General features: G+C 71.7%; 19 protein-coding genes. 6 read left to right on the top strand and 13 right to left on the bottom strand.

The genetic code is table 11. The features are described from left to right. Nucleotides 1-80: 80 nt before the first annotated feature. The 6 genes from AB0I77_RS42745 to AB0I77_RS42720 all read right to left on the bottom strand — a co-directional run bounded on the left by AB0I77_RS42745 (nucleotide 81) and on the right by AB0I77_RS42720 (nucleotide 7,602). The gene (locus AB0I77_RS42745; protein ID WP_363288266.1) at nucleotides 81-923 is read right to left on the bottom strand and encodes a nitrilase-related carbon-nitrogen hydrolase; all 843 of its coding nucleotides are present in this window, start codon (nucleotides 921-923) and stop codon (nucleotides 81-83) included. A 179-nt stretch (nucleotides 924-1,102) separates the two neighbouring features. Beyond that, nucleotides 1,103-2,677 (bottom strand): PucR family transcriptional regulator, encoded by a 1,575-nt coding sequence (locus AB0I77_RS42740; protein WP_363288265.1) that lies wholly within the window; start codon nucleotides 2,675-2,677, stop codon nucleotides 1,103-1,105. Between the two features lie 28 nt (nucleotides 2,678-2,705). Further along, entirely contained in the window at nucleotides 2,706-3,992 is a 1,287-nt protein-coding gene (locus AB0I77_RS42735; RefSeq protein WP_363288264.1) for an aspartate aminotransferase family protein, read from the bottom strand. Continuing rightward, a complete protein-coding gene (locus tag AB0I77_RS42730) occupies nucleotides 3,989-4,831 on the bottom strand; it encodes a nitrilase-related carbon-nitrogen hydrolase (RefSeq protein WP_363288263.1) in 843 nt (280 codons plus the stop codon). Before AB0I77_RS42730 ends, AB0I77_RS42735 begins: the two co-directional genes overlap by 4 nt. Before the next feature lie 205 nt (nucleotides 4,832-5,036). Continuing rightward, entirely contained in the window at nucleotides 5,037-7,217 is a 2,181-nt protein-coding gene (locus tag AB0I77_RS42725; protein ID WP_363288262.1) for a hypothetical protein, read from the bottom strand. 133 nt (nucleotides 7,218-7,350) lie between these two features. Further along, nucleotides 7,351-7,602 (bottom strand): helix-turn-helix transcriptional regulator, encoded by a 252-nt coding sequence (locus AB0I77_RS42720; RefSeq protein WP_363288261.1) that lies wholly within the window; start codon nucleotides 7,600-7,602, stop codon nucleotides 7,351-7,353. 32 nt (nucleotides 7,603-7,634) lie between these two features. Here AB0I77_RS42720 and map point away from each other — a divergent pair, with 32 nt between their 5' ends. Both map and AB0I77_RS42710 read left to right on the top strand, forming a co-directional pair. After that, complete coding sequence (map, locus tag AB0I77_RS42715; protein WP_363288260.1) at nucleotides 7,635-8,402, top strand: type I methionyl aminopeptidase; 768 nt, start codon at nucleotides 7,635-7,637, stop codon at nucleotides 8,400-8,402. 278 nt (nucleotides 8,403-8,680) lie between these two features. Continuing rightward, nucleotides 8,681-11,224 carry an ATP-dependent Clp protease ATP-binding subunit gene (locus AB0I77_RS42710; RefSeq protein WP_363288259.1) on the top strand — a complete coding sequence of 848 codons (2,544 nt, stop codon included), beginning with the start codon at nucleotides 8,681-8,683 and terminating at the stop codon, nucleotides 11,222-11,224. A gap of 3 nt (nucleotides 11,225-11,227) precedes the next feature. Here the strand turns inward: AB0I77_RS42710 and ggt are convergent, their stop codons facing one another. Further along, nucleotides 11,228-13,036 (bottom strand): gamma-glutamyltransferase, encoded by a 1,809-nt coding sequence (gene ggt, locus AB0I77_RS42705; protein ID WP_363288258.1) that lies wholly within the window; start codon nucleotides 13,034-13,036, stop codon nucleotides 11,228-11,230. Nucleotides 13,037-13,225: 189 nt separating this feature from the next. On the opposite strand from ggt, the gene AB0I77_RS42700 reads away from it, so the two are divergent. Together AB0I77_RS42700 and AB0I77_RS42695 are read left to right on the top strand one after the other, a co-directional pair. After that, nucleotides 13,226-13,984: a hypothetical protein gene (locus AB0I77_RS42700; RefSeq protein ID WP_363288257.1), complete on the top strand. Its 759-nt coding sequence runs from the start codon at nucleotides 13,226-13,228 to the stop codon at nucleotides 13,982-13,984. Between the two features lie 141 nt (nucleotides 13,985-14,125). Beyond that, nucleotides 14,126-15,691 carry a CocE/NonD family hydrolase gene (locus AB0I77_RS42695; protein ID WP_363288256.1) on the top strand — a complete coding sequence of 522 codons (1,566 nt, stop codon included), beginning with the start codon at nucleotides 14,126-14,128 and terminating at the stop codon, nucleotides 15,689-15,691. 47 nt (nucleotides 15,692-15,738) lie between these two features. Here AB0I77_RS42695 and AB0I77_RS42690 read toward each other — a convergent pair whose 3' ends face one another. Both AB0I77_RS42690 and AB0I77_RS42685 read right to left on the bottom strand, forming a co-directional pair. Beyond that, nucleotides 15,739-15,867, bottom strand: a complete 129-nt coding sequence (locus AB0I77_RS42690) for a hypothetical protein (protein ID WP_363288255.1) — start codon at nucleotides 15,865-15,867, stop codon at nucleotides 15,739-15,741. A gap of 163 nt (nucleotides 15,868-16,030) precedes the next feature. Further along, nucleotides 16,031-16,438: a DUF6278 family protein gene (locus tag AB0I77_RS42685; RefSeq protein ID WP_363288254.1), complete on the bottom strand. Its 408-nt coding sequence runs from the start codon at nucleotides 16,436-16,438 to the stop codon at nucleotides 16,031-16,033. Nucleotides 16,439-16,630: 192 nt separating this feature from the next. On the opposite strand from AB0I77_RS42685, the gene AB0I77_RS42680 reads away from it, so the two are divergent. Then, a complete protein-coding gene (locus AB0I77_RS42680) occupies nucleotides 16,631-18,376 on the top strand; it encodes an SGNH/GDSL hydrolase family protein (protein ID WP_363288341.1) in 1,746 nt (581 codons plus the stop codon). Between the two features lie 40 nt (nucleotides 18,377-18,416). On the opposite strand, the gene AB0I77_RS42675 is transcribed toward AB0I77_RS42680, so the two are convergent. The 4 genes from AB0I77_RS42675 to AB0I77_RS42660 all read right to left on the bottom strand — a co-directional run bounded on the left by AB0I77_RS42675 (nucleotide 18,417) and on the right by AB0I77_RS42660 (nucleotide 21,840). Further along, nucleotides 18,417-19,196, bottom strand: coding sequence for an exodeoxyribonuclease III (locus AB0I77_RS42675; protein ID WP_363288253.1), 780 nt, complete (start codon nucleotides 19,194-19,196; stop codon nucleotides 18,417-18,419). Between the two features lie 383 nt (nucleotides 19,197-19,579). Further along, nucleotides 19,580-20,215 carry an MBL fold metallo-hydrolase gene (locus tag AB0I77_RS42670; protein ID WP_363288252.1) on the bottom strand — a complete coding sequence of 212 codons (636 nt, stop codon included), beginning with the start codon at nucleotides 20,213-20,215 and terminating at the stop codon, nucleotides 19,580-19,582. Nucleotides 20,216-20,249: 34 nt separating this feature from the next. Continuing rightward, a complete protein-coding gene (gene pcaC, locus AB0I77_RS42665) occupies nucleotides 20,250-21,548 on the bottom strand; it encodes a 4-carboxymuconolactone decarboxylase (RefSeq protein ID WP_363288251.1) in 1,299 nt (432 codons plus the stop codon). A 49-nt stretch (nucleotides 21,549-21,597) separates the two neighbouring features. Further along, entirely contained in the window at nucleotides 21,598-21,840 is a 243-nt protein-coding gene (locus AB0I77_RS42660) for an HNH endonuclease (RefSeq protein ID WP_363288250.1), read from the bottom strand. Between the two features lie 62 nt (nucleotides 21,841-21,902). Here AB0I77_RS42660 and AB0I77_RS42655 point away from each other — a divergent pair. Beyond that, the coding region (locus AB0I77_RS42655; RefSeq protein ID WP_363288249.1) for a methylmalonyl-CoA mutase family protein at nucleotides 21,903-22,141 on the top strand (239 nt) is incomplete at its 3' end.

Below are 22,141 nucleotides of genomic sequence, written 5' to 3'. Positions count from 1 at the left end.
GGTCAACACTGGTGTGGTGCGGGTGCCGGTCGGTGCCGCCGGTCCGGACCCCCGTGCCGGACCGGCGGACATCCGGTCGGCTACGGAGCGGTCAGCGGGCCGTACGCCTCGGGACGGCGGTCCCGGTAGAACTGCCAGCGGTCGCGGACTTCCCGCAGCTTGGCGAGGTCCAGGTCGCGGACGACCAGTTCGGTCTCCTTGTCGCTGGCGACCTCGCCCACGAACTGGGCCTCCGGGTCGACGAAGTACGACGTCCCGTAGAAGTCGTTGTCGCCCAGCTCCTCGACGCCCACCCGGTTGATCGCGCCGACGAAGTACTCGTTGGCGACGGCCGCGGCCGGCTGCTCCAGCTGCCAGAGGTAGCCGGACAGGCCGCGCGAGGTGGCCGACGGGTTGAAGACGATCTCGGCGCCCTCCAGGCCCAGTGCGCGCCAGCCCTCGGGGAAGTGGCGGTCGTAGCAGATGTAGACGCCGATCTTCCCGACGGCCGTCTCGAAGATCGGCCAGCCGAGATTGCCCGGGCGGAAGTAGAACTTCTCCCAGAAGCCGGGCACCTGCGGGATGTGGTGCTTGCGGTACTTGCCGAGGTACGAGCCGTCCGCGTCGATCACGGCGGCCGTGTTGTAGAGGACGCCGGGCTGCTCCTCCTCGTACATCGGCAGGATCAAAACGAGGCCCAGTTCCTTGGCCAGCGCCTGGAAACGCTTGACGATCGGGCCGTCCGGGACCTGCTCGGCGTACTCGTAGAACGCCTTGTCCTGCACCTGGCAGAAGTACGGTCCGTAGAACAGCTCCTGGAAGCACAGGACTTGAGCACCCTGCGCGGCCGCGTCTCGGGCCGCCTGCTCGTGCACCTGGATCATCGACTCCTTGTCGCCGGTCCAGGCGGTCTGGAAGAGGGCGGCACGGATCACTCTGCTCATCGGGACCTCCGGTCGCTCGGTGTGCGGCGAGCCTAGGAAGTCTCGAGAGCCGGTTTGAGTTGCACGGTGTCACGTCTGCGGGCCTGCGGCGTGCCACCGTGTCACCCTGCCTCGGGCCCATGTTTCACCACCGTTTTCCCAGGTCGTCCTGCGTTTCCCTGCTGTTTCGCGACGCCGTTTCAGCCCTGTTGCGCGTCATGCGCGAGGAGCGCGATGTGCACCGAGGCGGCCTGCTCGAAGTCGTCGAGGTCGACTCCGAGCCGCGTCTGTATGGCCTCCAGCCGCCGGTAGAGCGCGGGCCGGGAGACGTGGTGGAGCTGGGCGGTGCGGGACTTGTTGCGGCCGCTGGCGAGATAGGTGCGCAGCACGGCGAGCAGGTCCTCGCCGGCCTCGCACAGCAGCCCGTCCAGCTCCCGCTCCGCGAAGGACTGCACATGGGGATCGTCGCGCAGCAGCCGGATCAGGCCGCGCAGATGTACGTCCCTGAGGCGGACGACGGCCGGGAGGTCGAGCACGGCCGAGGAGTCGGCCACGGCGTCCGCTACGTGCCGGGCCTCGCGCAGGCCGGCCGGCACGTCGTCCCAGGCGATCCTCGGGTCGGCGGCGGCCACCACGGCCTTCAGGGCCCCGGACTCCGACCGCAGCCGGGCCGCGAAGTGCGCGGTGAGCGCCTCGGCGTCCTGGTCGCGGGCGAGGCTGAGCAGGACGGCGACGGCTCCTTCCGCCAGCTCGGCGACGAGTCCGGGCAGGCCCAGCATCCGCAGGACCCGGTCGAGCCCGGCCGCGTCGCCGTCGCGTACGACGAGCGGGACGAAGGTGCGCCGGTTGACCGGCAGTCCGGCCGCGCGCGCCCGCGGCAGCAGTTGCCGGGCCGCCACGACCCCGCTGACGAGGTCCGTCAGCAGGCTCTGCGCGGACTGCTCCTCCCAGGTGTGCGCGGAGGTGCCGCCGAGCATGCGGTGCAGGACGAGCGCCTCGGCGGCGCGGTCGGCGAGCAGGCGGCCGGTGGCGGTGTCGCCGCGGTGGCCGCAGAGCACGATCCGGCCCCACCGCTCTCCACGGCCGCCCAGTTCGGCGCGGATCCAGCCGTCGCCCTCGCTGCCGCCGGCCTGCCGGGCGATGCGCTCCCAGTCGCGCAGCACGTCGTCCACGGCCGGCCGCTCCCCCGCCGTGGCGAGGACGCGGTGGGCGAGGTTGGTGACGACGACGGGGCAGGCGCTGTGCTGGGCGACCTCGTCGAGCAGGCGTTGCAGCGGGGCGCCCGCGGTGATGAGTCCGGTCAGCGCGGTCCGTACGGACTCCGACAGGCTGATGGCCGCGAACTTCCGCCGTACGAGCCGGGCTTGGACCTCCTCGGTCAACTGGGCGAAGGGGAAGGGCCGGTGCAGGACGACCATGGGCAGCCCGCACCGCTCGGCCGCCCGGCGCATCACGTCCGGCGGGGCCGGGAAGGCGCGGCCGAGTCCGAGGACGACGGCCGCCGCCTCCGCGCGGTGCAGCGACTGGATGTACTCGGCCTGCGCGCCCTCGTCGCCGGCGAGCAGCACCCCGGTGGTGAGCACCATCTCGCCGCCGCTGAGCATCACGCCGACATCGGCGGCCTCGGCGACATGAACCCAGCGCACGGCCCGGTCGAGCTGGCTCGCGCCGGCCACCACCTCGGGCTCCCCGGCGAGCACCCGCTCCAGCGTGAGGACCTGCCGCACGGACAGGGTCGGCTCCAGGGAATCCCAGGTCTCCAAGGTGGTGCTCATCGCGGTGTTTCCCTTGCTCAGGACGGTGCTACTGGATGCTCCTCAGAGCGTGTTCGAGGATCGCGGCGCCCTCCTCGGCCTCCGCGACGCTCAGGGACAGGGGCGGGGCGACGCGCAGGGCGCTGGTGTTGTGACCGCCGCCCTTGCCGATCAGCAGCCCGCCCTCGCGGGCCGCTTCGAGCACGGCGGACGCGGCGACGGGGTCGGCCTCGTCCGTGCCGGGTTTGACCAGCTCGATGCCGATCATCAGGCCCCGGCCGCGCACCTCCCGTACGCCCGGAACGTGCGCCCCGACGGCCCGCAACCGCTCGATGAGCAGTCCGCCGACGCGCCGGGCGTTGCCCTGGAGGTCGTGCTCCAGCAGATAGGTGAGGTTGGCGTTGCCCGCCGCCATGGTGAGCTGGGTGCCGCCGAACGTCGAGATGCTGTTGGCGTCCAGGCAGTTCATGATCTCGCCGCGGGCGACGACCCCGCCGATGGACATGCCGTTGCCGATGCCCTTGGCGAAGGTGACGATGTCGGGAGGTCCTGAGGCGCCGTGTGCCTGCCAGCCCCAGAAGTGGTCGCCGGTGCGGCCCCAGCCGGTCTGCACCTCGTCGGCGATCCACAGGATGCCGTGCTCCTGGAGCACCTCGCGGAAGGCCGCGAACAGGCCGTCCGGCGGTGACGTGAAGCCGCCGACGCCCTGGACGGGTTCGGCGATCAGGGCGGCGGGCGCCCGGGTGTGGCCGAGCAGGTCCTTGAGGTCGTCGACGCAGGCGTTGATGAACTCGGTGTCGCTCAGCTCCGCGAAGGGGCCCCTCGTGCGCACACCCCCGTGGACGTACAGCGTCTGGAGCGGGGACAGGGAGGTCGGGGACCAGCCGCGGTTTCCGGTGATGCCGACCGTGCTGAAGGAGCGGCCGTGGTAGCTGTTGCGCATGGCCAGGATCTGGTTGCTGCGCCGGTACGTCGTCGCCAGCAGCAGGGCCGTGTCGTTGGCCTCGGTGCCGGAGGTGGTGAAGAAGACGCGGGCGTCCGGGATGCCGCTCAACTGGGCGATGCGCTCGGCCAGTTCGACCATGGGCCGGTTGAGGTAGAGGGTCGAGGAGTGGACGATCCGCCCGGCCTGCTCGCTCACCGCCTTGGTGACCTCGGGCAGGGCGTGGGCGGTCATCGTCGTCAGGATGCCGCCGAAGAAGTCGAGGTACTTGTTGCCCGCGGCGTCCCAGACGTACCGGCCCTCGCCGTGGGTGATCTCCAGCGGGTCCTCGTAGTAGAGGGCGAGCCAGTCGGGCAGGACACTCCGGTGGCGTCCCAGCAGGTCCTTGGTCACGGCTGCACCAGCCCTTCGTAGGCGTCGGGCCGGCGGTCGCGGTAGAAGGCCCACTGTTGCCGTACGTCTTCAATGAGGTCGAAGTCGAGGTCGCGGACGACGAGTTCCTCCGTCTTGTCGCTGGCGGTCTCCCCCACGAACTGCCCGCGCGGGTCGACGAAGTACGACGTCCCGTAGAAGTCGTTGTCCCCGTACTCCTCGACGCCTACCCGGTTGATCGCGGCGACGAAGTACTCGTTGGCGACGGCGGCGGCCGGCTGCTCCAGGCGCCAGAGGTGGGAGGAGAGTCCCCGGTGGGTGGCGGAGGGGTTGTAGACCAACTGGGCGCCGTTCAGGCCGAGTTGCCGCCAGCCCTCGGGGAAGTGGCGGTCGTAGCAGATGTAGACGCCGACCTTGCCCACGGCGGTGTCGAAGACGGGCCAGCCGACGTTGCCCGGTTTGAAGTAGTACTTCTCCCAGAATCCCTTGACTTGCGGGATGTGGTGTTTGCGGTACTTTCCGAGGACGGTGCCGTCGGCGTCGATCACGGCCGCGGTGTTGTAGTAGAAGCCCGACTGCTCGACCTCGAAGACCGGGACGACGATCACCATGCCCGTCTCGCGCGCCAGCGCTTGCATACGACGCGTCGTCGGCCCGTCCGGTACCGGCTCGGCCCAGCGGTAGTGCTCCGGTTCCTGGACCTGACAGAAATAGGGGGCGTTGAAGACTTCCTGGAAGCCGATGATCTTGGCACCCTGGCGGGCCGCCTCGCGGGCGTACTCCTCGTGTTTCGCCACCATGGACTCGGTGTCGCCGGTCCAGGTGGCCTGGACCAGAGCGGCACGTACGACGTTGGCCATGAGCTGCTCCTTCGACGGGACGTCAGAGCCTCTACGCCCGTAGACACGACCATAGAGGCACGAACGTAAGCCTCCCCGGCAGCCTTGCCAAGACCATCGTCGTTAACCCGCTGAGTCGATCACGTTTCACACTCCGGTGGGCGAGCGACGGGGTGAGCGACGGGGCCGGTCAGGGGGACTGTCAGGCGGGCTGTCAGGCAGCCTGTCAAGCGCTGAAGCCAGCTACCCGGAGCGCGTGGACCAGATCCCAGTGCCGCTCGTCCGAGACGCTCTGGGCGGCCTCCAGCAGGAGGGGTACCAGCGTCTGCGGGTCGGGCTCGGCGCTGCGGGCGGCCTCCTCGGGGGTGCGGACGCTGACGTAGGCGTCGAGGAGTGCGCGGACCTCGCGACGACGGCCCTCGGCGGCCAGCCCGAGCACGGCCTCCCCGATCTCGGCGGCGGGCCGCGCCACACCCTGCCGCAGGACCTGCTCGGCGTCGGTGCCTCGCCCCGCGGCGACGAGCGCGTCGGCGGCGGCGACGAGCCGGTCGGCGGGCAGTGAGGCGGCCTCCCACAGCAGGGTCGCCCAGTCGGCACCGAGCCCGCCCCGCTGCAGTTCGGCGGCGAGCAGCGGGTAGCGGGCGGCGGGCCAGTACGCGATCTCGGCGAGCAGGGCGTGCGCCTCACCGCTACGGCCCTCGCCGCGCAGCCGTACCAGCCGCTCGACGGTCTCGACGGTCTCCCGCCGGGCGGCCTCGTCCAGCGCCTCGCGCCGGGGCTCCGCCTTCGCGCCCGCCTTCGCGACCCCGGCGAACCGGGCCCCGCGCGGGGTGCGGCCCGTGGCGACGGGCGCCGCGGGCAGATCCGGTACGACGGCCGGCGGTACGGCGACGGGTGCGACGGCATCCTCCGCGGCTATCCCGGCGAAACGGGCACTGCCTCGGCGACGCTTGCGCTGCTTGGGGATGGGGGTCGGCTCTTGCTGGGCGGGGGCCGGCTGCTGCGGCGCGGTGGGCGCCGGGTCGTCGTACTCGGGGTGGCCGGCCTCGGCGGCGGCGTTCGCGGTGCGGGCGTCCCGCTGCTGCGGCAGGTCGGGGAAGGCGGTGTCGTAGGTGTCGTAGGTGTCGTACGGGTCATGGGTGTCGTGGGTGTCGTGGGCGTCTGATCGCGCGCCGTACGCGTCTTGGCTGCCTGCGCGCGTGCCGTACGACGCGTCCCGACCGTCTGCGCGCGTGCGGTACGACGCGTCCCGACCGTCCGGTCGCGCGCCGTATGCTTCGCGACCGTCCGCTCGCGTCCCGCGGGTATCACCTGCGCCGGAGTGCGGGCCGCCGTAGGTCTCGCTGCCGTCCGACCGCGAGCCGTACGCGTCACGCCCGTCCGACCGCGAGCCGTGGGTATCACGTGCGCCTGATCGCGCGCCGCCGTAGACCTCGCCGCCGTCCGAACCCGAGCCGTACGCATCACGCCCGTCCGACCGCGAGCCGTATCCCTCACGCCCGTCCGACCGCGCCCCGCGCGTATCACCGGCGCCGGAGTCCGCGCCGGCGTAGACCCCGCCGCCGTCCGAACCCGAGCCATACGCATCACGCCCGTCCGACCGCGCCCCGCGCGTATCACCGGCGCCGGAGTCCGCGCCGCCGTCCGAACGCGCACCGTATCCGTCACGCCCATCAGACCGCGCCCCGCGCGTACCACCCGCGCCGGAATGCGCACCGCCGTAGACCTCGCCGCCGCCCGACCGCGAGCCGTACCCGTCACGCCCGTCCGACCGCGAACCGTACCCATCACGCCCATCCGACCGCGCCCCGCGCGAATCACCCACCCCGTCCCGCATGCGGAACACCGCACCGGCCTCGCTCTGTCCGCGACGGATCGGCTGGACCTGGCCATCTACCGTGCGGTGATCCATCTCCGCCATTCGTGCCCGGAGTTCGGCGCAGCGGCGGGTCGCGCGTTCATGGTCGTCGCGGGCCCAGGCGAGGTCGAGGCGGAGGGCGTCGGCCTCCTGCTGGGTGGTGGCGGTGGCGAGCAACCGGCCCAGTTCCGCCTGCCGTTCGGCGGCATACCGCTGCTCGCGGAGCATCACGTCGAACCGGTCCCCGAGGGCGTCCCGGCCACCGGGCCGGGCGTCGTACGCGACGAGCGCGGCGGCGTGCAGGGCCCGGGCGCGTTCCGCCTCCGCACGGGCGGCATCCGGACCGTACCCCGCCGCGAGGTCCTGAAGGAGCGCCTCCACGACGTCCCACGGCGGCATCTCACGCCCGTCGAGGCAGGCCTGCATACCGTCAGGGTCGCGCTGCCAGAACACCCCGCACCAGCCACCGCCCTGGTCAAGGCGTGCCAGCAGACCGTCCAGGTAGTTCGCGAACTCCCGCACTCGGCCGGGGAGTTGATCCAGAGTCATCGCCCAACTCCCGCCAGACCGGAACACTCCGGTCCGTAGGCAACACCAGTCGTGTTACGAGCACGCTACAGCGGGTTTTCCACGGGACGGCAGGGGCCTCATTGTGCGATCTCGACCATTGCGCGCACCCGCGTCACACCCCCGCCGGCGCACACCGCTCCGCCAGCTCGTCCATCGACAGACCGAGGGCCCGGGCCAGCGCGGCCACCGTGAAGAACGCCGGGGTCGGCGCACGGCCGGTCTCGATCTTCCGCAGGGTCTCGGCGGAGATACCGGCGCTCGCCGCGACCTCCGTCATGCTGCGGCCACCGCGGGCCGCACGCAGCAACCGCCCGAACCGCTCGCCGCGTTCGCGTTCTTCCGGAGTGAGAGGAGTGCGCACCATGCCGCCATTCTAATACCGGTATAGTAATTGGCATGGTGGAACTGAAGACAGATACCTCGATCGACGCCATGTACGAGGCCGGCCAGGTCGTCGGGCGTGCTCTCACGGCCGTACGAGAAGCCGCCGACGTGGGCGTTTCCCTGCTGGAGCTGGACGAGACGGCGCGCGCTGTGCTGCGCGACGCGGGCGCGGGCTCGCCCTTCCTCGGCTACCGGCCCTCGTTCGCGCCCACGCCCTTCCCGGCTGTCCTCTGCGTCTCCGTGAACGACGCGATCGTGCACGGCATCCCCACCGGCTACCGGCTGCGCGACGGCGATCTGGTCTCCGCCGACTTCGGCGCCGAACTGGGCGGCTGGGCGGGCGACTCGGCGATCAGCTTCGTGGTGGGCAGGGCGCGCCCGGCCGACCTACGGCTGATCGAGACCGCCGAGCGGGCGCTGGCGGCGGGCATCGAGGCGGCGGTCGTGGGAAACCGCATCGGCGACATCGCGCACGCGATCGGCTCGGTGTGCCGGGCCGCGGGCTACGGCATCCCGGACGGCTTCGGCGGCCACGGCATCGGCCGCCGCATGCACGAGGACCCGGGAGTCCCGAACGAGGGCCGTCCCGGCCGCGGCCTCCCGCTGCGGCACGGCATGGTCCTCGCCATCGAGCCCATGCTCATCGGCGGCGGCACGGACGGGTACCACGAGGCGCCGGACGGCTGGACCCTGCGGACGAACGACGGCTCGCGTGCGGCCCACGCGGAGCACACCGTGGCGATCATGGATTCGGGGCCGCGGATCCTGACGGCACGCTGAGCGGGGACCCCGACGATCCCGACGATCCCGACGGCACGATGGGCCGGGGGCGCTTCCCGAGGTTCTCTGGAGGTGCCTCCGGGTTCTCTGGAGGTGCCTTCCGGGCGCACTGAAGGTGCCCTGCGGATGCTCTGAAGGTGCCCCCCGTCACCGATCGTGCGAAGGTGTTCTACGAACGCGCGCCCAGGTGTAACCGGCTCCCGCCCGGGTTACCCGACCCCGGCACGTCGATCAGCGAGGGCGTCCCGGGCCCCGCAGGGACGCCGGATGGGAACGCCATGACCAGCGGCTTCACCGGACCGGAGGGCTACGACGCCTTCGGCGAATTCCTCGCCCGCTTCTTCGGCGGACCGCGTCCCGGTCCCCGCCAGATCGACATCGGGCGGCTGCTGAGTCAGCCCGCCCGGGAACTCGTGCGGGGCGCCGCTCAGTACGCCGCCGAGCACGGCAGTCGCGACCTCGACACCCAGCACCTGCTGCGGGCCGCCCTGTCCGCCGAACCGACCAGGACCCTGCTCAGCCGGGCCGGCGCGGACCCCGACTCACTGGCCACGGAGATCGACGAGCGCTCCGGCCCGGCGCAGCACCAGCCCGGCGAGGCGCCGCCGCCGACCTCGCTGTCCCTGACCCCGGCCGCCAAGCGCGCGCTGCTGGACGCGCACGAGCTGGCCCGGGCCCGCGGTGCCGGTTACATCGGCCCGGAGCACGTGCTCACCGCACTGGCCTCGAACCCCGACTCGGCCGCCGGGCACATCCTCAACTCGGCCCATTTCGCGCCGTCCGGCCTGCCGCCCGAGGCGACCCCGGACGCCGCGCAGGCGCGCACCGAGCGTCCGCGCCCCGCCGAGACGCCCACGCTGGACAAGTACTCCCGCGATCTGACGGACCTGGCCCGGCAGGGCCGGATCGACCCGGTGATCGGGCGGGACGAGGAGATCGAGCAGACCATCGAGGTGCTCTCCCGGCGCGGCAAGAACAACCCGGTGCTCATCGGCGACGCGGGCGTCGGCAAGACCGCCATCGTGGAGGGGCTCGCCCAGCGCATCTCCGAGGGTGACGTGCCCGACGTGCTCATCGGGCGCCGGGTGGTCGCCCTGGACCTGACCGGCGTCGTCGCGGGCACCCGCTACCGGGGCGACTTCGAGGAGCGGCTGAACAACATCGTCGGCGAGATCCGCGCCCATTCCGACCAACTGATCGTCTTCATCGACGAGTTGCACACCGTCGTCGGCGCCGGCGGGGGCGGCGAGAGCGGATCCATGGACGCCGGCAACATCCTCAAGCCGGCCCTGGCCCGCGGCGAGCTGCACATCGTGGGCGCGACCACGCTGGAGGAGTACCGGCGGATCGAGAAGGACGCGGCGCTGGCCCGCCGCTTCCAGCCGATCCTGGTGCCGGAGCCCACCGTCGCGGACGCGATCGAGATCCTGCGCGGGCTGCGGGACCGCTACGAGGCCCACCACCAGGTGCGTTACACCGACGAGGCCCTGGTGGCCGCCGTCGAGCTGTCCGACCGCTATCTCACCGACCGCCACCTGCCGGACAAGGCGATCGATCTGATCGACCAGGCCGGCGCGCGGGTGCGGCTGCGCGCGCGGACCAAGGGCACGGACGTACGGGCCCTGGAGCGCGACGTCGAGCAGCTGACCCGGGACAAGGACCAGGCGGTCGCAGCCGAGCAGTACGAGCAGGCCACACAACTGCGCGACCGCATCGGCGAGTTGAAGCAGCGGATCGCCGAGGCCGGGGGTGACGGCGAGGCCGACGAGGGGCTGCACCTGGAGGTCACCGCCGAGGCCGTCGCGGAGGTCGTCTCCCGGCAGACCGGCATTCCGGTGAGCAGCCTCACCGAGGAGGAGAAGGACCGGCTGCTCGGTCTGGAGGAGCATCTGCACCAGCGGGTCGTCGGCCAGGACGAGGCGGTCCGCGTGGTCGCCGACGCGGTGCTGCGCTCCCGCGCCGGGCTCGCGAGCCCGGACCGGCCGATCGGCAGCTTCCTGTTCCTCGGCCCGACCGGCGTCGGCAAGACCGAGCTGGCGCGTGCCCTCGCCGAGTCCCTGTTCAGCAGCGAGGAGCGCATGGTCCGCCTCGACATGAGCGAGTACCAGGAGCGCCACACCGTCAGCCGCCTGGTCGGCGCCCCGCCCGGCTATGTCGGCCACGAGGAGGCCGGCCAGCTCACCGAGGTCGTACGGCGGCACCCGTACTCGCTGCTCCTCCTCGACGAGGTGGAGAAGGCGCACCCGGACGTCTTCAACATCCTGCTCCAGGTCCTCGACGACGGGCGGCTGACCGACGCGCAGGGCCGCACGGTCGACTTCACCAACACGGTCATCGTCATGACCAGCAACCTCGGCTCCGAGGCGATCACCCGGCGCGGCGCCGGCATCGGCTTCGGGCCGGGCGGCGCCGAGGCCGACGAGGAGGCACGGCGCGAGCAGATCCTGCGCCCGCTGCGCGAGCACTTCCGGCCCGAGTTCCTCAACCGCATCGACGAGGTCGTCATCTTCCGCCAGCTCACCGCGGAGCAGCTGCGCCGGATCACCAACCTGCTGCTGGAGAAGACCCGCCACCTCCTGCACGCGCAGGGCGTCTCGGTGGACTTCACCGACCCGGCCGTCGACTGGCTCTCCCAGCGCGGCTACCAGCCCGAGTACGGCGCCCGCCCGCTGCGCCGCACCATCCAGCGCGAGGTCGACAACCAGCTCTCCCGGCTGCTCCTGGACAGCCGGATCGCCGCGGGCGGACGGGTGACGGTGGACGTCGAGGACGGGCAGCTCGCGTTCCGCACGCAGGACGCGACGCCCGCCCCCGAACTGTGACCGCTACTTCACCGGTCGCACGACCATGGCCGAGCCGCCGCCCCGCCGTACCTTCTCGGCGGCGGCCAGCCACTGCCCGTTCGGCAGCCGCTGTACGCCCGTGGCCGCGCCGATCTCGGCGACGGACTTGAAGGAGTGCCCGATGGCCTCCAGCTGTTTGCGCAACTCGCTTCCGTACAGGCCGGGTTCGAGCTCGGTCTGGGCCGCGTTGCGCTGACTGGCGCGCGGCGCGGCGATCGCGTCGACCAGCGGTAGCCCTCGGTCGAGGAACTCGGTCAGGGTCTGCAGGACGGTCGTGATGATGGTCGCGCCACCGGGCGAACCCAGCGCCACCACGGGCTGGTTGTGCCGGTCGAGCACGATCGTCGGCGAGATCGACGACCGCGGACGCTTGCCCGGACCCGGCAGGTTCGGGTCGTGCACGGCCGGGTTGGCCGGGGCGAAGGAGAAGTCCGTCAGCTCGTTGTTGAGGATGAACCCGCGACCCGGGACCGTGATCGCGCTGCCGCCGGTCTGCTCGATGGTGAGCGTGTAGGAGACGACGTTCCCCCACTTGTCGGCCACCGTCAGATGCGTGGTGTTCTCACCCTCGTACGTCGTCGGCGCCGCCGTTCCCCCGGTGGCGCAGGCCGCCGGGTCGCGCGGGTCGCCGGGCGCGACCGGGCTGGTCAGCACCGCGTCGTCCTTGATGAGGCACGCCCGCGAGTCGGCGTACTTCTGCGACAGCAGGTCCTTCGTCGGTACGTCCTCGAAGGCGGGGTCGCCGACCCAGCGGCCGCGGTCCGCGAACGCGATCCGGCTCGCCTCGATGAAGTGGTGCAGGTACTGGACCTCGCTCGCCTTCGAAAGGTCCGTGTTCTCGAGGATGTTGAGGGCCTCGCCGACCGTCGTGCCACCGGAGGAGGAGGGCGCGATGGAGTAGACGCCGAGGCCGCGGTAGGAGGTCTTGGTGGGCGCCTGGAGCTTGGCGCGGTAGGCGGCGAGGTCCTTCTCCGAGAGCTCGCCGGGGCGGGCGTTCCAGCCCGAACTCGGGTCCACCGGCGGGTTGTTCACCGTATCGAGGATGTCGTCGCCGAGATCACCGTGGTAGATGGCGCCGACGCCCTTCTTGCCCAACTCCTCGTAGGTGCGGGCGAGATCGGGGTTCTTGAAGGTGGAGCCGACCACGGGGAGCTGACCGCCGGGCAGGAACAGCTCGGCGGTGTCCGGGAAGTAGCGGAACCGGGTCTCGTTGGACGCCGTCTGCGAGCGGAAGGTGTCGTCGACGGTGAAGCCGTCCCGGGCGATCCGCTCGGCGGGCTCGAGGACGCTGCCGAGCCCCTTGCTGCCCCACTGGCCGAGTGCCGTCTGCCAGGTGGCGGGCGTGCCCGGCGTGCCGACGCTGAGGCCGCTGCTGACGGCGTCGGCGAAGGCGAGCGGCTTGCCGTTCTCGACGAAGAGGTTCTGGTCGGCGGTCAGCGGCGCGGTCTCGCGGCCGTCGATCGTGTGCACCTTGCGGGACTTGGCGTCGTAGTAGACGAAGTAGCCGCCTCCGCCGATACCGGAGGAGTAGGGCTCGGTGACGCCGAGCGCGGCGGCCGTGGCCACGGCCGCGTCGACGGCGTTGCCGCCCTTCTTCAGCACCTCGATGCCGGCGGCGGAGGCGTCCGCGTCGACGCTCGCGACCGCGCCGCCGTAGCCGACGGCGACCGGGACCTTCGCGGCTGTTTCAACGGGACCGCTCTGGGCGGCGGGTGGCGCGGCCGCCCCCACCGACACCACGGCGACCGAGACCGCCAGAACCGACAGTTTGCGTGCGACAGGGCGACGCATCCGCACCTCCAGCCAGAGACCGTTCGCGCAGCTTAATCGATCGCCATGGCCCCGTCAGGAAAGGCGCGTGAGTCGGCGTCAGGGGTTGGTGTCAGGGGTCGATGTCAGGGTCGGTCAGGGTCGGTGTCAGGAAGGCGCGCGGGCCGGTCTCGAACACGGGTTTGCGTTCGCCCGCTAGCATGCGCGCCCATGAATGACGACGTACGCAACATCGTCCTCGGCGTTGTGGCCGCCGGCATCAGTGCCGCGCTCGGCTGGCTGGCCCGGACCTACCTGTGGAAGCGGAAGCTGCGGCGCAAGCAGGCGTTCTTCGGGCTGCCGGACAACTCCGAGTCGCTGCTCGTGGTGAACCGCGGAGCCGGCGGGCCCGACCTGGCGGTGATGCGCTACGACGTGTTCGCCCTCCTCGAACTCGCCGCACTGATCAAGGACTGCAACGCCCACGCCCAGATCCTCCCGCACGACGCGGCGCGCCAGGGCTTCGGCGAACGCACCGAGTTCTGCGTCGGCGGCCCGGCCTCGAATCGCCGCATGGCGGCGCACCTGACCTCACTGCTCCCCGGTGTGCGCGTGAACGTGGACGCCGAACCGAGTCCGGACCGCGGTGCCTTCCAGGTCGGCTCCGAGCGCTACCGCGTGGAGGTCGGCAGGGCCGAGTACGCGCTCCTCGCCCGCCTCACCGTCGCACAGAGCCACGGCACCCGGCCCGTCTTCCTCTTCTGCGGGCAGACCGCGATCACCAACCAGGCCACGACGCGCTACCTCGGCCGCAACCACGAACGGCTGACGCGCAAGTACGGCAGTTCCGCCTTCGTCCTGCTGCTGAAGGTGGTCAACTCGCAGGCGTACGGCCCCGATGTCGTCGAACTCGTCGCGGACGTCACCCGGGAAGCTCAGGCACCCCTGCCGACACCGGCGCCTCCGCGCAACTCCCACCGCGGCTCCTAGGTTTCAGCACATTTCAACAATCGTTACTCCCGCGTAACTTACCGACGGGTTACCTCCGGTAAAGCGCCGAGGTTACCGTCGGGTCACTTTCCCACTGACACGTGCTGACACGTGCCATGCGACACGAGTGAGGAGTGACCCGTGGGACTACACCGCAAGGCCCTGCGCACCACCGCCGTGGGTGCCGTCTCGGCGACCCTGATCGCCGGCAGCGCCCTCGGGCTCGCCCCCGCCTCCCAGGCGGCGACCGGCATCCGCTTCGTCGACATCACCGGTGACGGCGGCGCGGTCCTCAAGGCGAACGTCATCACGCCCGCCGGCGCCGACGGCACCCGCCGCTACCCGCTGCTCGTGCTGCCCACGAGCTGGGGCCTGCCCCAGGTCCAGTACCTCGCCCAGGCCCAGAAGCTCGCGAACTCGGGCTACATCGTGGTCAGTTACAACGTGCGCGGGTTCTGGCAGTCGGGCGGCACGATAGAGGTAGCGGGTCCGCCCGACGTGGCCGACGCGTCCAAGGTCATCGACTGGGCGCTCGCCAACACCCCGGCGGACGCGGGGCACGTCGGCATGGCGGGCGTGTCGTACGGCGCCGGCATCAGCCTGCTCGCCGCCGCGCACGACAAGCGCGTGAAGGCGGTCGCGGCCCTCAGCGGCTGGGCCGACCTGATCGGCTCGATCTACTCGGGCCGCACCCAGCACGTCCAGGCCGCCGGGCTGCTGGACGGCGCGAGCCTGGTCACCGGCCGCCAGAGCGCCGAACTCCGGCAGATCTTCGACGACTTCTACGGCTCCAACCTGGCCAAGGAGCCGGAGATCATCGCCTGGGGAAAGAAACGTTCCGCCGCGACCTACGTCGACCAGCTGAACGGGAACGACACCGCGGTCATGCTCGCCAACGCCTGGGGCGACACGATCTTCCCGCCCAACCAGTTCGCGGACTTCTACGAGAAGCTGACCGGCCCGAAACGGCTGGAATTCCGCCCGGGAGACCACGCGACCGCCGAGATCACCGGCCTGTTCGGGCTGCCCAACGACGTGTGGACGGACACCGAGCGCTGGTTCGACCACTACCTCATGGGCGAGGACAACGGCGTCGACCGGGAGCAGCCGGTCCGGCTCAAGTCCCGTTCCACGGGCGGCTACGAGGGCTATCCGGACTGGAAGTCGGTCGGCGCGACGCGGAAGAAGATCGCCCTGGCGGGCACGTCCACCCTCCACACCAACGTCGACTCGGGCGCCGACGGCGGGGTGGTCTTCCTGTCCAGCATCCTCGACCAGGTGGCCAAGCTGCCCCCGGTCGCCTCGATCCCGCTGCTGCCCCGCCGCTGGGCCGCCGTATGGCAGTCGGAGAAGTACCCGACCGCCCAACAGGTGCGCGGCACTCCAGAGTTGCACACCACTGTCACGCCGACCGAGGAGAGCGGCACCCTCGTCGCCTACCTCTACGACGTGGGGCCGCTCGGCCTCGGCAAGCTGGTCAGCAACGCGCCGTACACCTTCCACGGGCGGACGCCCGGGAAGCCGTTCGACGTCGACCTGGAGCTGTTCTCCACGGCCTACGACGTCCCGGCAGGGCACCGACTGGCCCTGGTGGTCGACACGGTCGACCCGCTCTACATCGAGCACAACCCGTCCGGCGCGCAGCTGACCTTCTCCTCGCCGGTGAACGACCCGTCGTACGTGTCGATCCCGCTGCGCGAGCAGTGATCTCCGGCTGCCGCCGGGCGGGTATGGGCTCTGCGAGCTGCTACCCCCTACGGTTTCGGGACCGCGGGGGGTCCCCCACCCGGCAGCGGCGTCCCTGGTCCGGCCGAGGCGACGTCCACGGCCTCGGTCATCACCACCGGGAGGAACGGCACATCGTAGTGGGTCGTACGGGACATGAGTGGCACTCCCCCGCTCAGTGCTTGACGATCCTGGAGAGGAAGTCCTGGCGCGCTCGCTGTGTCGTAGTCGCCGCAACCTATCCGGGCAAGATCGCTCCGAGAGGACGACACGCACCTTTCGGGCATTAGCCGTATTTACCGCGAACTATGGCTCATGGGTTCACGCTTCGGCGACTTCGCCGTACAGCTGCGACAGCTCGGGCACTCCGCTGGCGGCCCACTCATGGCCGGAGGCGACGACGTCGAACTCACGGCCGGAGGCGAGCCGGATCACGGGCTGCCCGTCCGGCCGCAGGTCCCAGGCGGCGCCCGGTACGGTCCGCACCACGACCGTGCCGAGGTAGAGACCGGCGTCGTTGCCGAGCCAGGGCAGGATCTCCTCGTCGTCCCGCCAGCGCGGCACCAGTTGGTCCAGCGCCTCCAACGAGGCCGCCGTGTCGTCGAGCCGGACGCCCTCCTTGGACGCCTGGGAGCGCAGCAGTTCGCACTCGGCGAGCAGTTCGGCGATGCCCTCGGGATCGAGAGCGCCGGGCTTCTCACGCCGGTTGCCCAGAAAAGGGATCTTCATACACCCAGCGTGTCACTCACACTGCCGTGCGCACTACAGGCGCGCGGGCCGTCGATTCCGGTCGACTTCACACCGAGTCCGCGCATGGCGTGTTGACGCGCCCCCGATGTCTCCTTAGCTTCGCGATGCATCTTTCGTTCCGTTTCGTCCCATTGCGAACAGAAGGAGTCGGCCGTGCGCCGATGTGCCCTCATGCCCACGGTCGCGCTGGCCCTGTTCGCCGCCCTCTTCGCCACTCTGGCGCCGGCCGGCTCGGCACGGGCCGCCGCGGCGGTCCCCCTCCCCTTGGAGTGGCTCTTCGACAACACGGGGGTGAGCGACGACGCCCGGCCGGGCGAGGCGGACTTCGACGGCTTCGGCGCCTCCCTGTCGGCGCGGGATCTCACCGCCGCGGGCTGGACGCCCGGCCGCACCCTCACCGTGCAGGGGGCGCGCCTGACGTGGCCGGTGCGGGCGACGGGCGGCCCGGACAATGTGCGGGCCGCCGGGCAGTGGGTCCACCTCCCCGGTCGCGGCGACGCGCTCGCCTTCCTGGTGGCGGGCACGGGCGGCGAGGAGGTGAGCGGCGCGGGCACGGTCTCGTACACGGACGGCACCCTCTCCTCGTACCGCCTGACCGCCCCGGACTGGCGCCGGGGACCGCTCGCCACCAAGGCGGTGGCGCTGCCGCACGTCAACACCCCCGACGGCCAACTCACCGAGCGGGCCCGGCTGTACGTCGTGACGGTGCCGCTCGCGCCGGGGCGCGAGGTCGCCTCCGTACGGCTGCCGGACGCGGCCGATCTGCATGTCTTCGCCCTGTCGGTGCGGGCCGGCGAGCCGGGCTGGACGGGGAGTTGGGCGGCCTCGACCTCCGGCTACCCGACTGTCGGGCCCTGGTCGGACCGGACGGTGCGGCTCGTGGTGCACACCTCGGCGGGCGGTCCGCTGGTGCGGCTGCGGTTCGACAACACCTTCGCGGCGGCGCCGGTGCGGATCGGGGGCGCGACGGTGGCGGTACAGGCGGCTGGTGCCGCGGCGGAGCAGGTGCCGGTGCCGCTGACCTTCCAGGGCGCGAACGGCGTCGACATCCCCGCCGGGGCACAGGAGTTCAGCGATCCGCTCGCCTTCACGGTCCCCGCGGACGCCAATCTGCTGGTGAGCTTCCAGCTGCCGGGGACGGTGGCGACGGCGCCGCTGCACCGGCTGGCGGTGCAGCGGTCGTACGTGAGCGAGGCCGGCGATCATACGGCGGACCGCTCCGCGGCGGCGTACACCTCGGTCCTGACGAGCTGGCCGCTGCTGACCGGGGTGGACGTGGGCGGCGGGCCCGGGTCCGTGGTGCTGCTCGGGGACTCGATCACCGACGGCGACAAGTCCACGCCGGACGCGAACCGGCGATGGCCCGATGTGCTGGCCACACGGCTGCTGCGGCAGAGTGTGGTCCCGCACTATGGGGTGCTCAACCAGGGGATCTCGGGCAACCGTGTGATCGCCGACCGCTATCGCGGCGACGGGGTCTCCACGATCTCGGCCGGGGTGAGCGCGCTGAGCCGCTTCGACCGCGATGTCCTCGCCCAGACGTCGGTGCGTACGGCGGTCGTGTTCGAGGGCGTCAACGACGTGCTGGGCGGCGCGACGGCCCAGCAGGTGATCGCGGGGCTGCGGGAACTCGCGGACCGCGGTCACGCGCGCGGGCTGCGGACCCTGGCGGCCACGCTCCTGCCCTGCGCGGGCCACGCGCGGTGCACGGGCGCCGTCGACGCGGAGCGGGTCGTGGTCAACGCGTGGATCCGCGGCGCCGGGGTGTTCGACGCCGTGCTGGACTTCGACGCGGCGATCCGCGACCCGGCCTCACCCGGGCGGATGCTGCCCGCGTACGACAGCGGGGACCATCTGCATCCGGGGGACGCGGGGTTGGCGGCGCTGGCGGAGTCGGTGGACCTGCGGCTGCTGTAGGGCGGCTGTAGGCGTGCTGTACGTCTACACGTCTACACGTCTACACGTCTAGGTCCACGACGACCGGGGCGTGATCCGAGGCGCCCTTGCCCTTGCGTTCCTCCCGGTCGACGTACGCGTCGGTGACCGCCTTGGCGAACGGCTCGTTGCCGTACACCAGGTCGATGCGCATGCCGCGGTTCTTGGGGAAGCAGAGCTGGCGGTAGTCCCAGTACGTGAACGGGTGCTCGTACTTCAGGGGACGCGGCACCACGTCGGACAGGCCCGCCGCGCGCAGGGAGGTCAGGGCTGCGCGCTCGGCGGGGGTGACGTGGGTGGAGCCCTCGAAGGCGGACCTGTCGTACACGTCGTCGTCCGTCGGGGCCACGTTGTAGTCGCCCAGCACCGCGAACGGGCGGCTGCCTGCCGCGTCACCGGCGACGGCAGCCCGCAAGCTCTCCAGCCACTGGAGCTTGTACGCGAAGTGCGGGTGGTCCACCTCGCGGCCGTTGGGCACGTACACCGACCAGACGCGGACCGGGCCGCAGGTCGCCGAGACGGCGCGGGGCTCCGGGGCGCCGTCGTAGCCGGGATCGCCCGGCAGGCCCTTGACCACGTCCTTCAGGCCGACGCGGGAGAGCACCGCCACGCCGTTCCACCGGCCGGTGGCGTGTACCGCCGCCTCGTAGCCCAGCTCGCGCAGCTGGTCGAGGGGGAACTGCTCCTCGGCGACCTTGGCCTCCTGGAGGCACAGCACGTCCGTGCCGCTACCCTCCAGCCAGGCCAGGAGCCTCGGCAGGCGGGCGGTGATCGAGTTCACGTTCCAGGTCGCGATGCGCATGCCTGACAACCTACCGGGCGGGTCTGACAATGCGGGGCGGCTGGGGCGGGGGGGGAGCCAGGGGCCGGGTGCCCGGGCCGGGGCCGGGTGCCCGGGCCGAGGCCGGGTGCCCGGGCCGAGGCCGGGTGCCCGGGCCGAGGCCGGGGACCGGGGGGCCGGGGGCCGAGGCCGGGGACCGGGGGGCCGCAGGCCGAGGGGGCCCGGGGCCGAGCCTGGGCCTGAGGCCCAGCCCGTGCCCGGGGTCGGAGCCGGAGCCGGGGCCGGGGCCGCAGCCAGGGCCAGGGCCGGAGCCGCAGCCAGGGCCAGGGCCGGAGCCGCAGCCAGGGCCGTGCCCGGGGCCGGAGCCGTGCCCGTGCCCGCGGCGGGGGCCGAGCCCGGGGCCGTCACACCTCCGCTGAGGCTCCCGGCGCCAGGCGCAGGTGGTCCGCGCCGCCGAGGGTGCCGATCTGGTTGTCGTAGATCGGGCGGGCGAGGTCGGTGAGCAGGGCGTCGTGGATGTCGTAGGCGCGCTGCGGCTTGACCTCGCGGACGTACTCGATGACCTCGGAGATCTTGTTCCAGGGGGCCATGACGGGGAGCATCAGGGTCTCGACCGTGCGGTCGGGGACGGTGAACGCGTCACCGGGGTGGAAGACCTTGCCGCCGTCGACGAGGTAGCCGACGTTGGTGATACGCGGGATGTCCGGGTGGATCACGGCGTGCAGTTCGCCGTGGACCTGGACGTCGAAGCCGGCGGCGGTGAAGGTGTCGCCGTGACCGACGGTGTGCACGCGGCCCGGGAAGGCGGACGAGATCTTCTCGGCGACCGAGGTGAGGGTCCAGATCTCGGCGGCCGGGTTGGCCTCCATGGCGGCCCGCAGCCGCTGCTCGTTGAAGTGGTCGGGGTGCTCGTGCGTCACGAGGATGGCGTCCGCGCCGACCGCGGCGTCCTCCTCGCTGAATCCCCCGGGGTCGAGGACGAGCGTCTGCCCGTCCTTCTCGAGGCGGACGCAGGCGTGCGACTTCTTCGTGAGTTTCATGAAGTCCATCCTCCCCCGCGGTCGGGCGCGGGGCTCACTCGGTCGGGGTCGTCTCCTCGCGGATGACCTGCTGGGCCACCTTGAACGCGCTGTTCGCCGCCGGTACGCCGCAGTAGACGGCCGCCTGCAGGAGCACCTCCTTGATCTCGGCCGGGGTGAGGCCGTTGCGCAGGGCGGCGCGGATGTGGAAGCCGAGCTCGTCCAGGTGGCCGCCCGCGACCAGGGCGGTGAGGGTGACGCAGCTGCGCGAGCGGCGGTCGAGGCCGGGCCGGTCCCAGATCTCGCCCCAGGCGTAGCGGGTGATGAACTCCTGGAAGTCCCCCGAGAACTCGTCGGCCTGCGCCAGCGCGCGGTCGACATGGGCGTCGCCGAGCACCTCGCGGCGCACCTTGAGTCCGGCGTCGTACGGGTCGGGACGTACCGCGGCCTGCGGTTCCACGGCCGCCGCGGCGATCTCGGCGACGGGCGCGGACTGCGGCGGCGCGGCGGCCAGGACCGGCTTGACCGGGGCCGCCTGGATGGCGGTCATGCCGGTGGTGGAGTCGAAGCCGGGCTGCCAGGCGGTGGAGAAATGTCTCACCAGCAGGTCGGTGACGGCGGCGGGCTGCTCGACGGGCACCAGGTGCGAGGCGCCGGGTACGACGGCGAGGCGGGCGTCCGGTATGCCCGCGACCAGGGTGCGGGCCTCGGCGGGGCCGGTGACCTGGTCGTCCGAGCCGACGAGGACCAGGGTCGGGGCGCCGACCCGGCTCAGTTCGCCCCGTACGTCGAACGAGGCGAGCGCCTCGCAGGCCGCGATGTAGCAGCCGGGGTCGGTGGTGCGCACCATCTGGACGGCCCACTCGGTGATCGCGGGCTGCGCGGCGGCGAAACCGCCGGTGAACCAGCGGTCCGGGGAGGTACGGGCGATGGGGTCGAGGCCGTTCGTCCGGACGATCACCCCGCGCTGCCGGAACTCGTCGGCCGTGCCGAAGCGGGGCGAGGCGGCGATCAGCGCCAGCGAGGCGAGGCGCTCCGGGTGGCGCAGGGCCAGCTCGATGCCGACCGCGCCGCCGAACGCACAGCCCGCGTAGCCGAAGCGGTGCACGCCGAGGCCGTCGAGCGTGGCCAGCAGGCGGTCGGTGACGTCGCCGACCGCGCCCGCCGGGTACGCGGGCGCGCCGCCGTGCCCCGGCAGGTCGAACCGGAAGACACGCCACTGCTTGGTCAGCTCGGGGACCTGCCGGTCCCACATGTGCCAGGTGGTACCCAGGGAGGGACCCAAGATCAGGACCGGAGCCTCTTCTGGCCCGTCAAAGCGGTATTGCAGGGTGTTCGGTGGTGTCTCGCTCACCCGTCAAACCCTCTCATCTCTCACGGAATCTCACATGACCGGTCCCAACCTAACGGAGGCGTGCCCTCTCCCGGTCCCGGCGCCGAAGAGCTTCCTCGCTGGTCACGGCTTCCAGGTGATGCGGGTTGCAGCATCGAGTGTGGTTGGGGCCCCGGGGCTCGGAGTGACTCACCTGAAAGCCTTCCGAGACCTCCCCAACCAGTAGCTTGAACATCACACGGTGAACGAGTTGCGTCTTCCCTCGGCAGGAGATGGTGCCGTAGCGCGGAAATTCCCGGAAACACTCTCGCATTCGCCGCTTCGATTTGGACCGCGGGAAGCCCGGCTTTAGCTGCCCGCGCCAGGCTCACACATATGAGCAACGGCGGCAGGGCGGAGTCGGAGTCCGGACTACCCATCGAGCCGGTGTACGGGCCGGAGACCCTGGAGGGCTGGGACCCCGCCGAGAAGCTCGGCGAGCCGGGCAACTATCCCTACACGCGTGGCGTCTATCCCTCCATGTACACGGGCCGTCCCTGGACGATGCGGCAGTACGCCGGTTTCGGTACGGCGACGGAGTCGAACGCCCGTTACAAGCAACTGATCGCCAACGG

This window comes from Streptomyces sp. NPDC050619, from assembly GCF_040654815.1.
GTDB lineage: Bacteria > Actinomycetota > Actinomycetes > Streptomycetales > Streptomycetaceae > Streptomyces.
Note: the sequence above shows the minus strand (reverse complement) of the source record. Positions and strands in the feature narration are given on the sequence as shown.

Bases quoted from the DNA above. Each gene is read 5' to 3' on its own strand.
- AB0I77_RS42730 (WP_363288263.1), bottom strand. From the start codon at position 4,831: ATGGCCAACGTCGTACGTGCCGCTCTGGTCCAGGCCACCTGGACCGGC.
- AB0I77_RS42675 (WP_363288253.1), bottom strand. From the start codon at position 19,196: ATGCGCATCGCGACCTGGAACGTGAACTCGATCACCGCCCGCCTGCCG.
- AB0I77_RS42660 (WP_363288250.1), bottom strand. From the start codon at position 21,840: ATGCGAGAGTGTTTCCGGGAATTTCCGCGCTACGGCACCATCTCCTGC.
- map (WP_363288260.1), top strand. From the start codon at position 7,635: ATGGTGGAACTGAAGACAGATACCTCGATCGACGCCATGTACGAGGCC.
- AB0I77_RS42680 (WP_363288341.1), top strand. From the start codon at position 16,631: ATGCCCACGGTCGCGCTGGCCCTGTTCGCCGCCCTCTTCGCCACTCTG.
- AB0I77_RS42685 (WP_363288254.1), bottom strand. From the start codon at position 16,438: ATGAAGATCCCTTTTCTGGGCAACCGGCGTGAGAAGCCCGGCGCTCTC.
- AB0I77_RS42725 (WP_363288262.1), bottom strand. From the start codon at position 7,217: ATGACTCTGGATCAACTCCCCGGCCGAGTGCGGGAGTTCGCGAACTAC.
- AB0I77_RS42720 (WP_363288261.1), bottom strand. From the start codon at position 7,602: ATGGTGCGCACTCCTCTCACTCCGGAAGAACGCGAACGCGGCGAGCGG.
- AB0I77_RS42740 (WP_363288265.1), bottom strand. From the start codon at position 2,677: ATGAGCACCACCTTGGAGACCTGGGATTCCCTGGAGCCGACCCTGTCC.
- ggt (WP_363288258.1), bottom strand. From the start codon at position 13,036: ATGCGTCGCCCTGTCGCACGCAAACTGTCGGTTCTGGCGGTCTCGGTC.
- AB0I77_RS42690 (WP_363288255.1), bottom strand. From the start codon at position 15,867: ATGTCCCGTACGACCCACTACGATGTGCCGTTCCTCCCGGTGGTGATG.
- AB0I77_RS42700 (WP_363288257.1), top strand. From the start codon at position 13,226: ATGAATGACGACGTACGCAACATCGTCCTCGGCGTTGTGGCCGCCGGC.
- AB0I77_RS42745 (WP_363288266.1), bottom strand. From the start codon at position 923: ATGAGCAGAGTGATCCGTGCCGCCCTCTTCCAGACCGCCTGGACCGGC.
- AB0I77_RS42670 (WP_363288252.1), bottom strand. From the start codon at position 20,215: ATGAAACTCACGAAGAAGTCGCACGCCTGCGTCCGCCTCGAGAAGGAC.
- AB0I77_RS42710 (WP_363288259.1), top strand. From the start codon at position 8,681: ATGACCAGCGGCTTCACCGGACCGGAGGGCTACGACGCCTTCGGCGAA.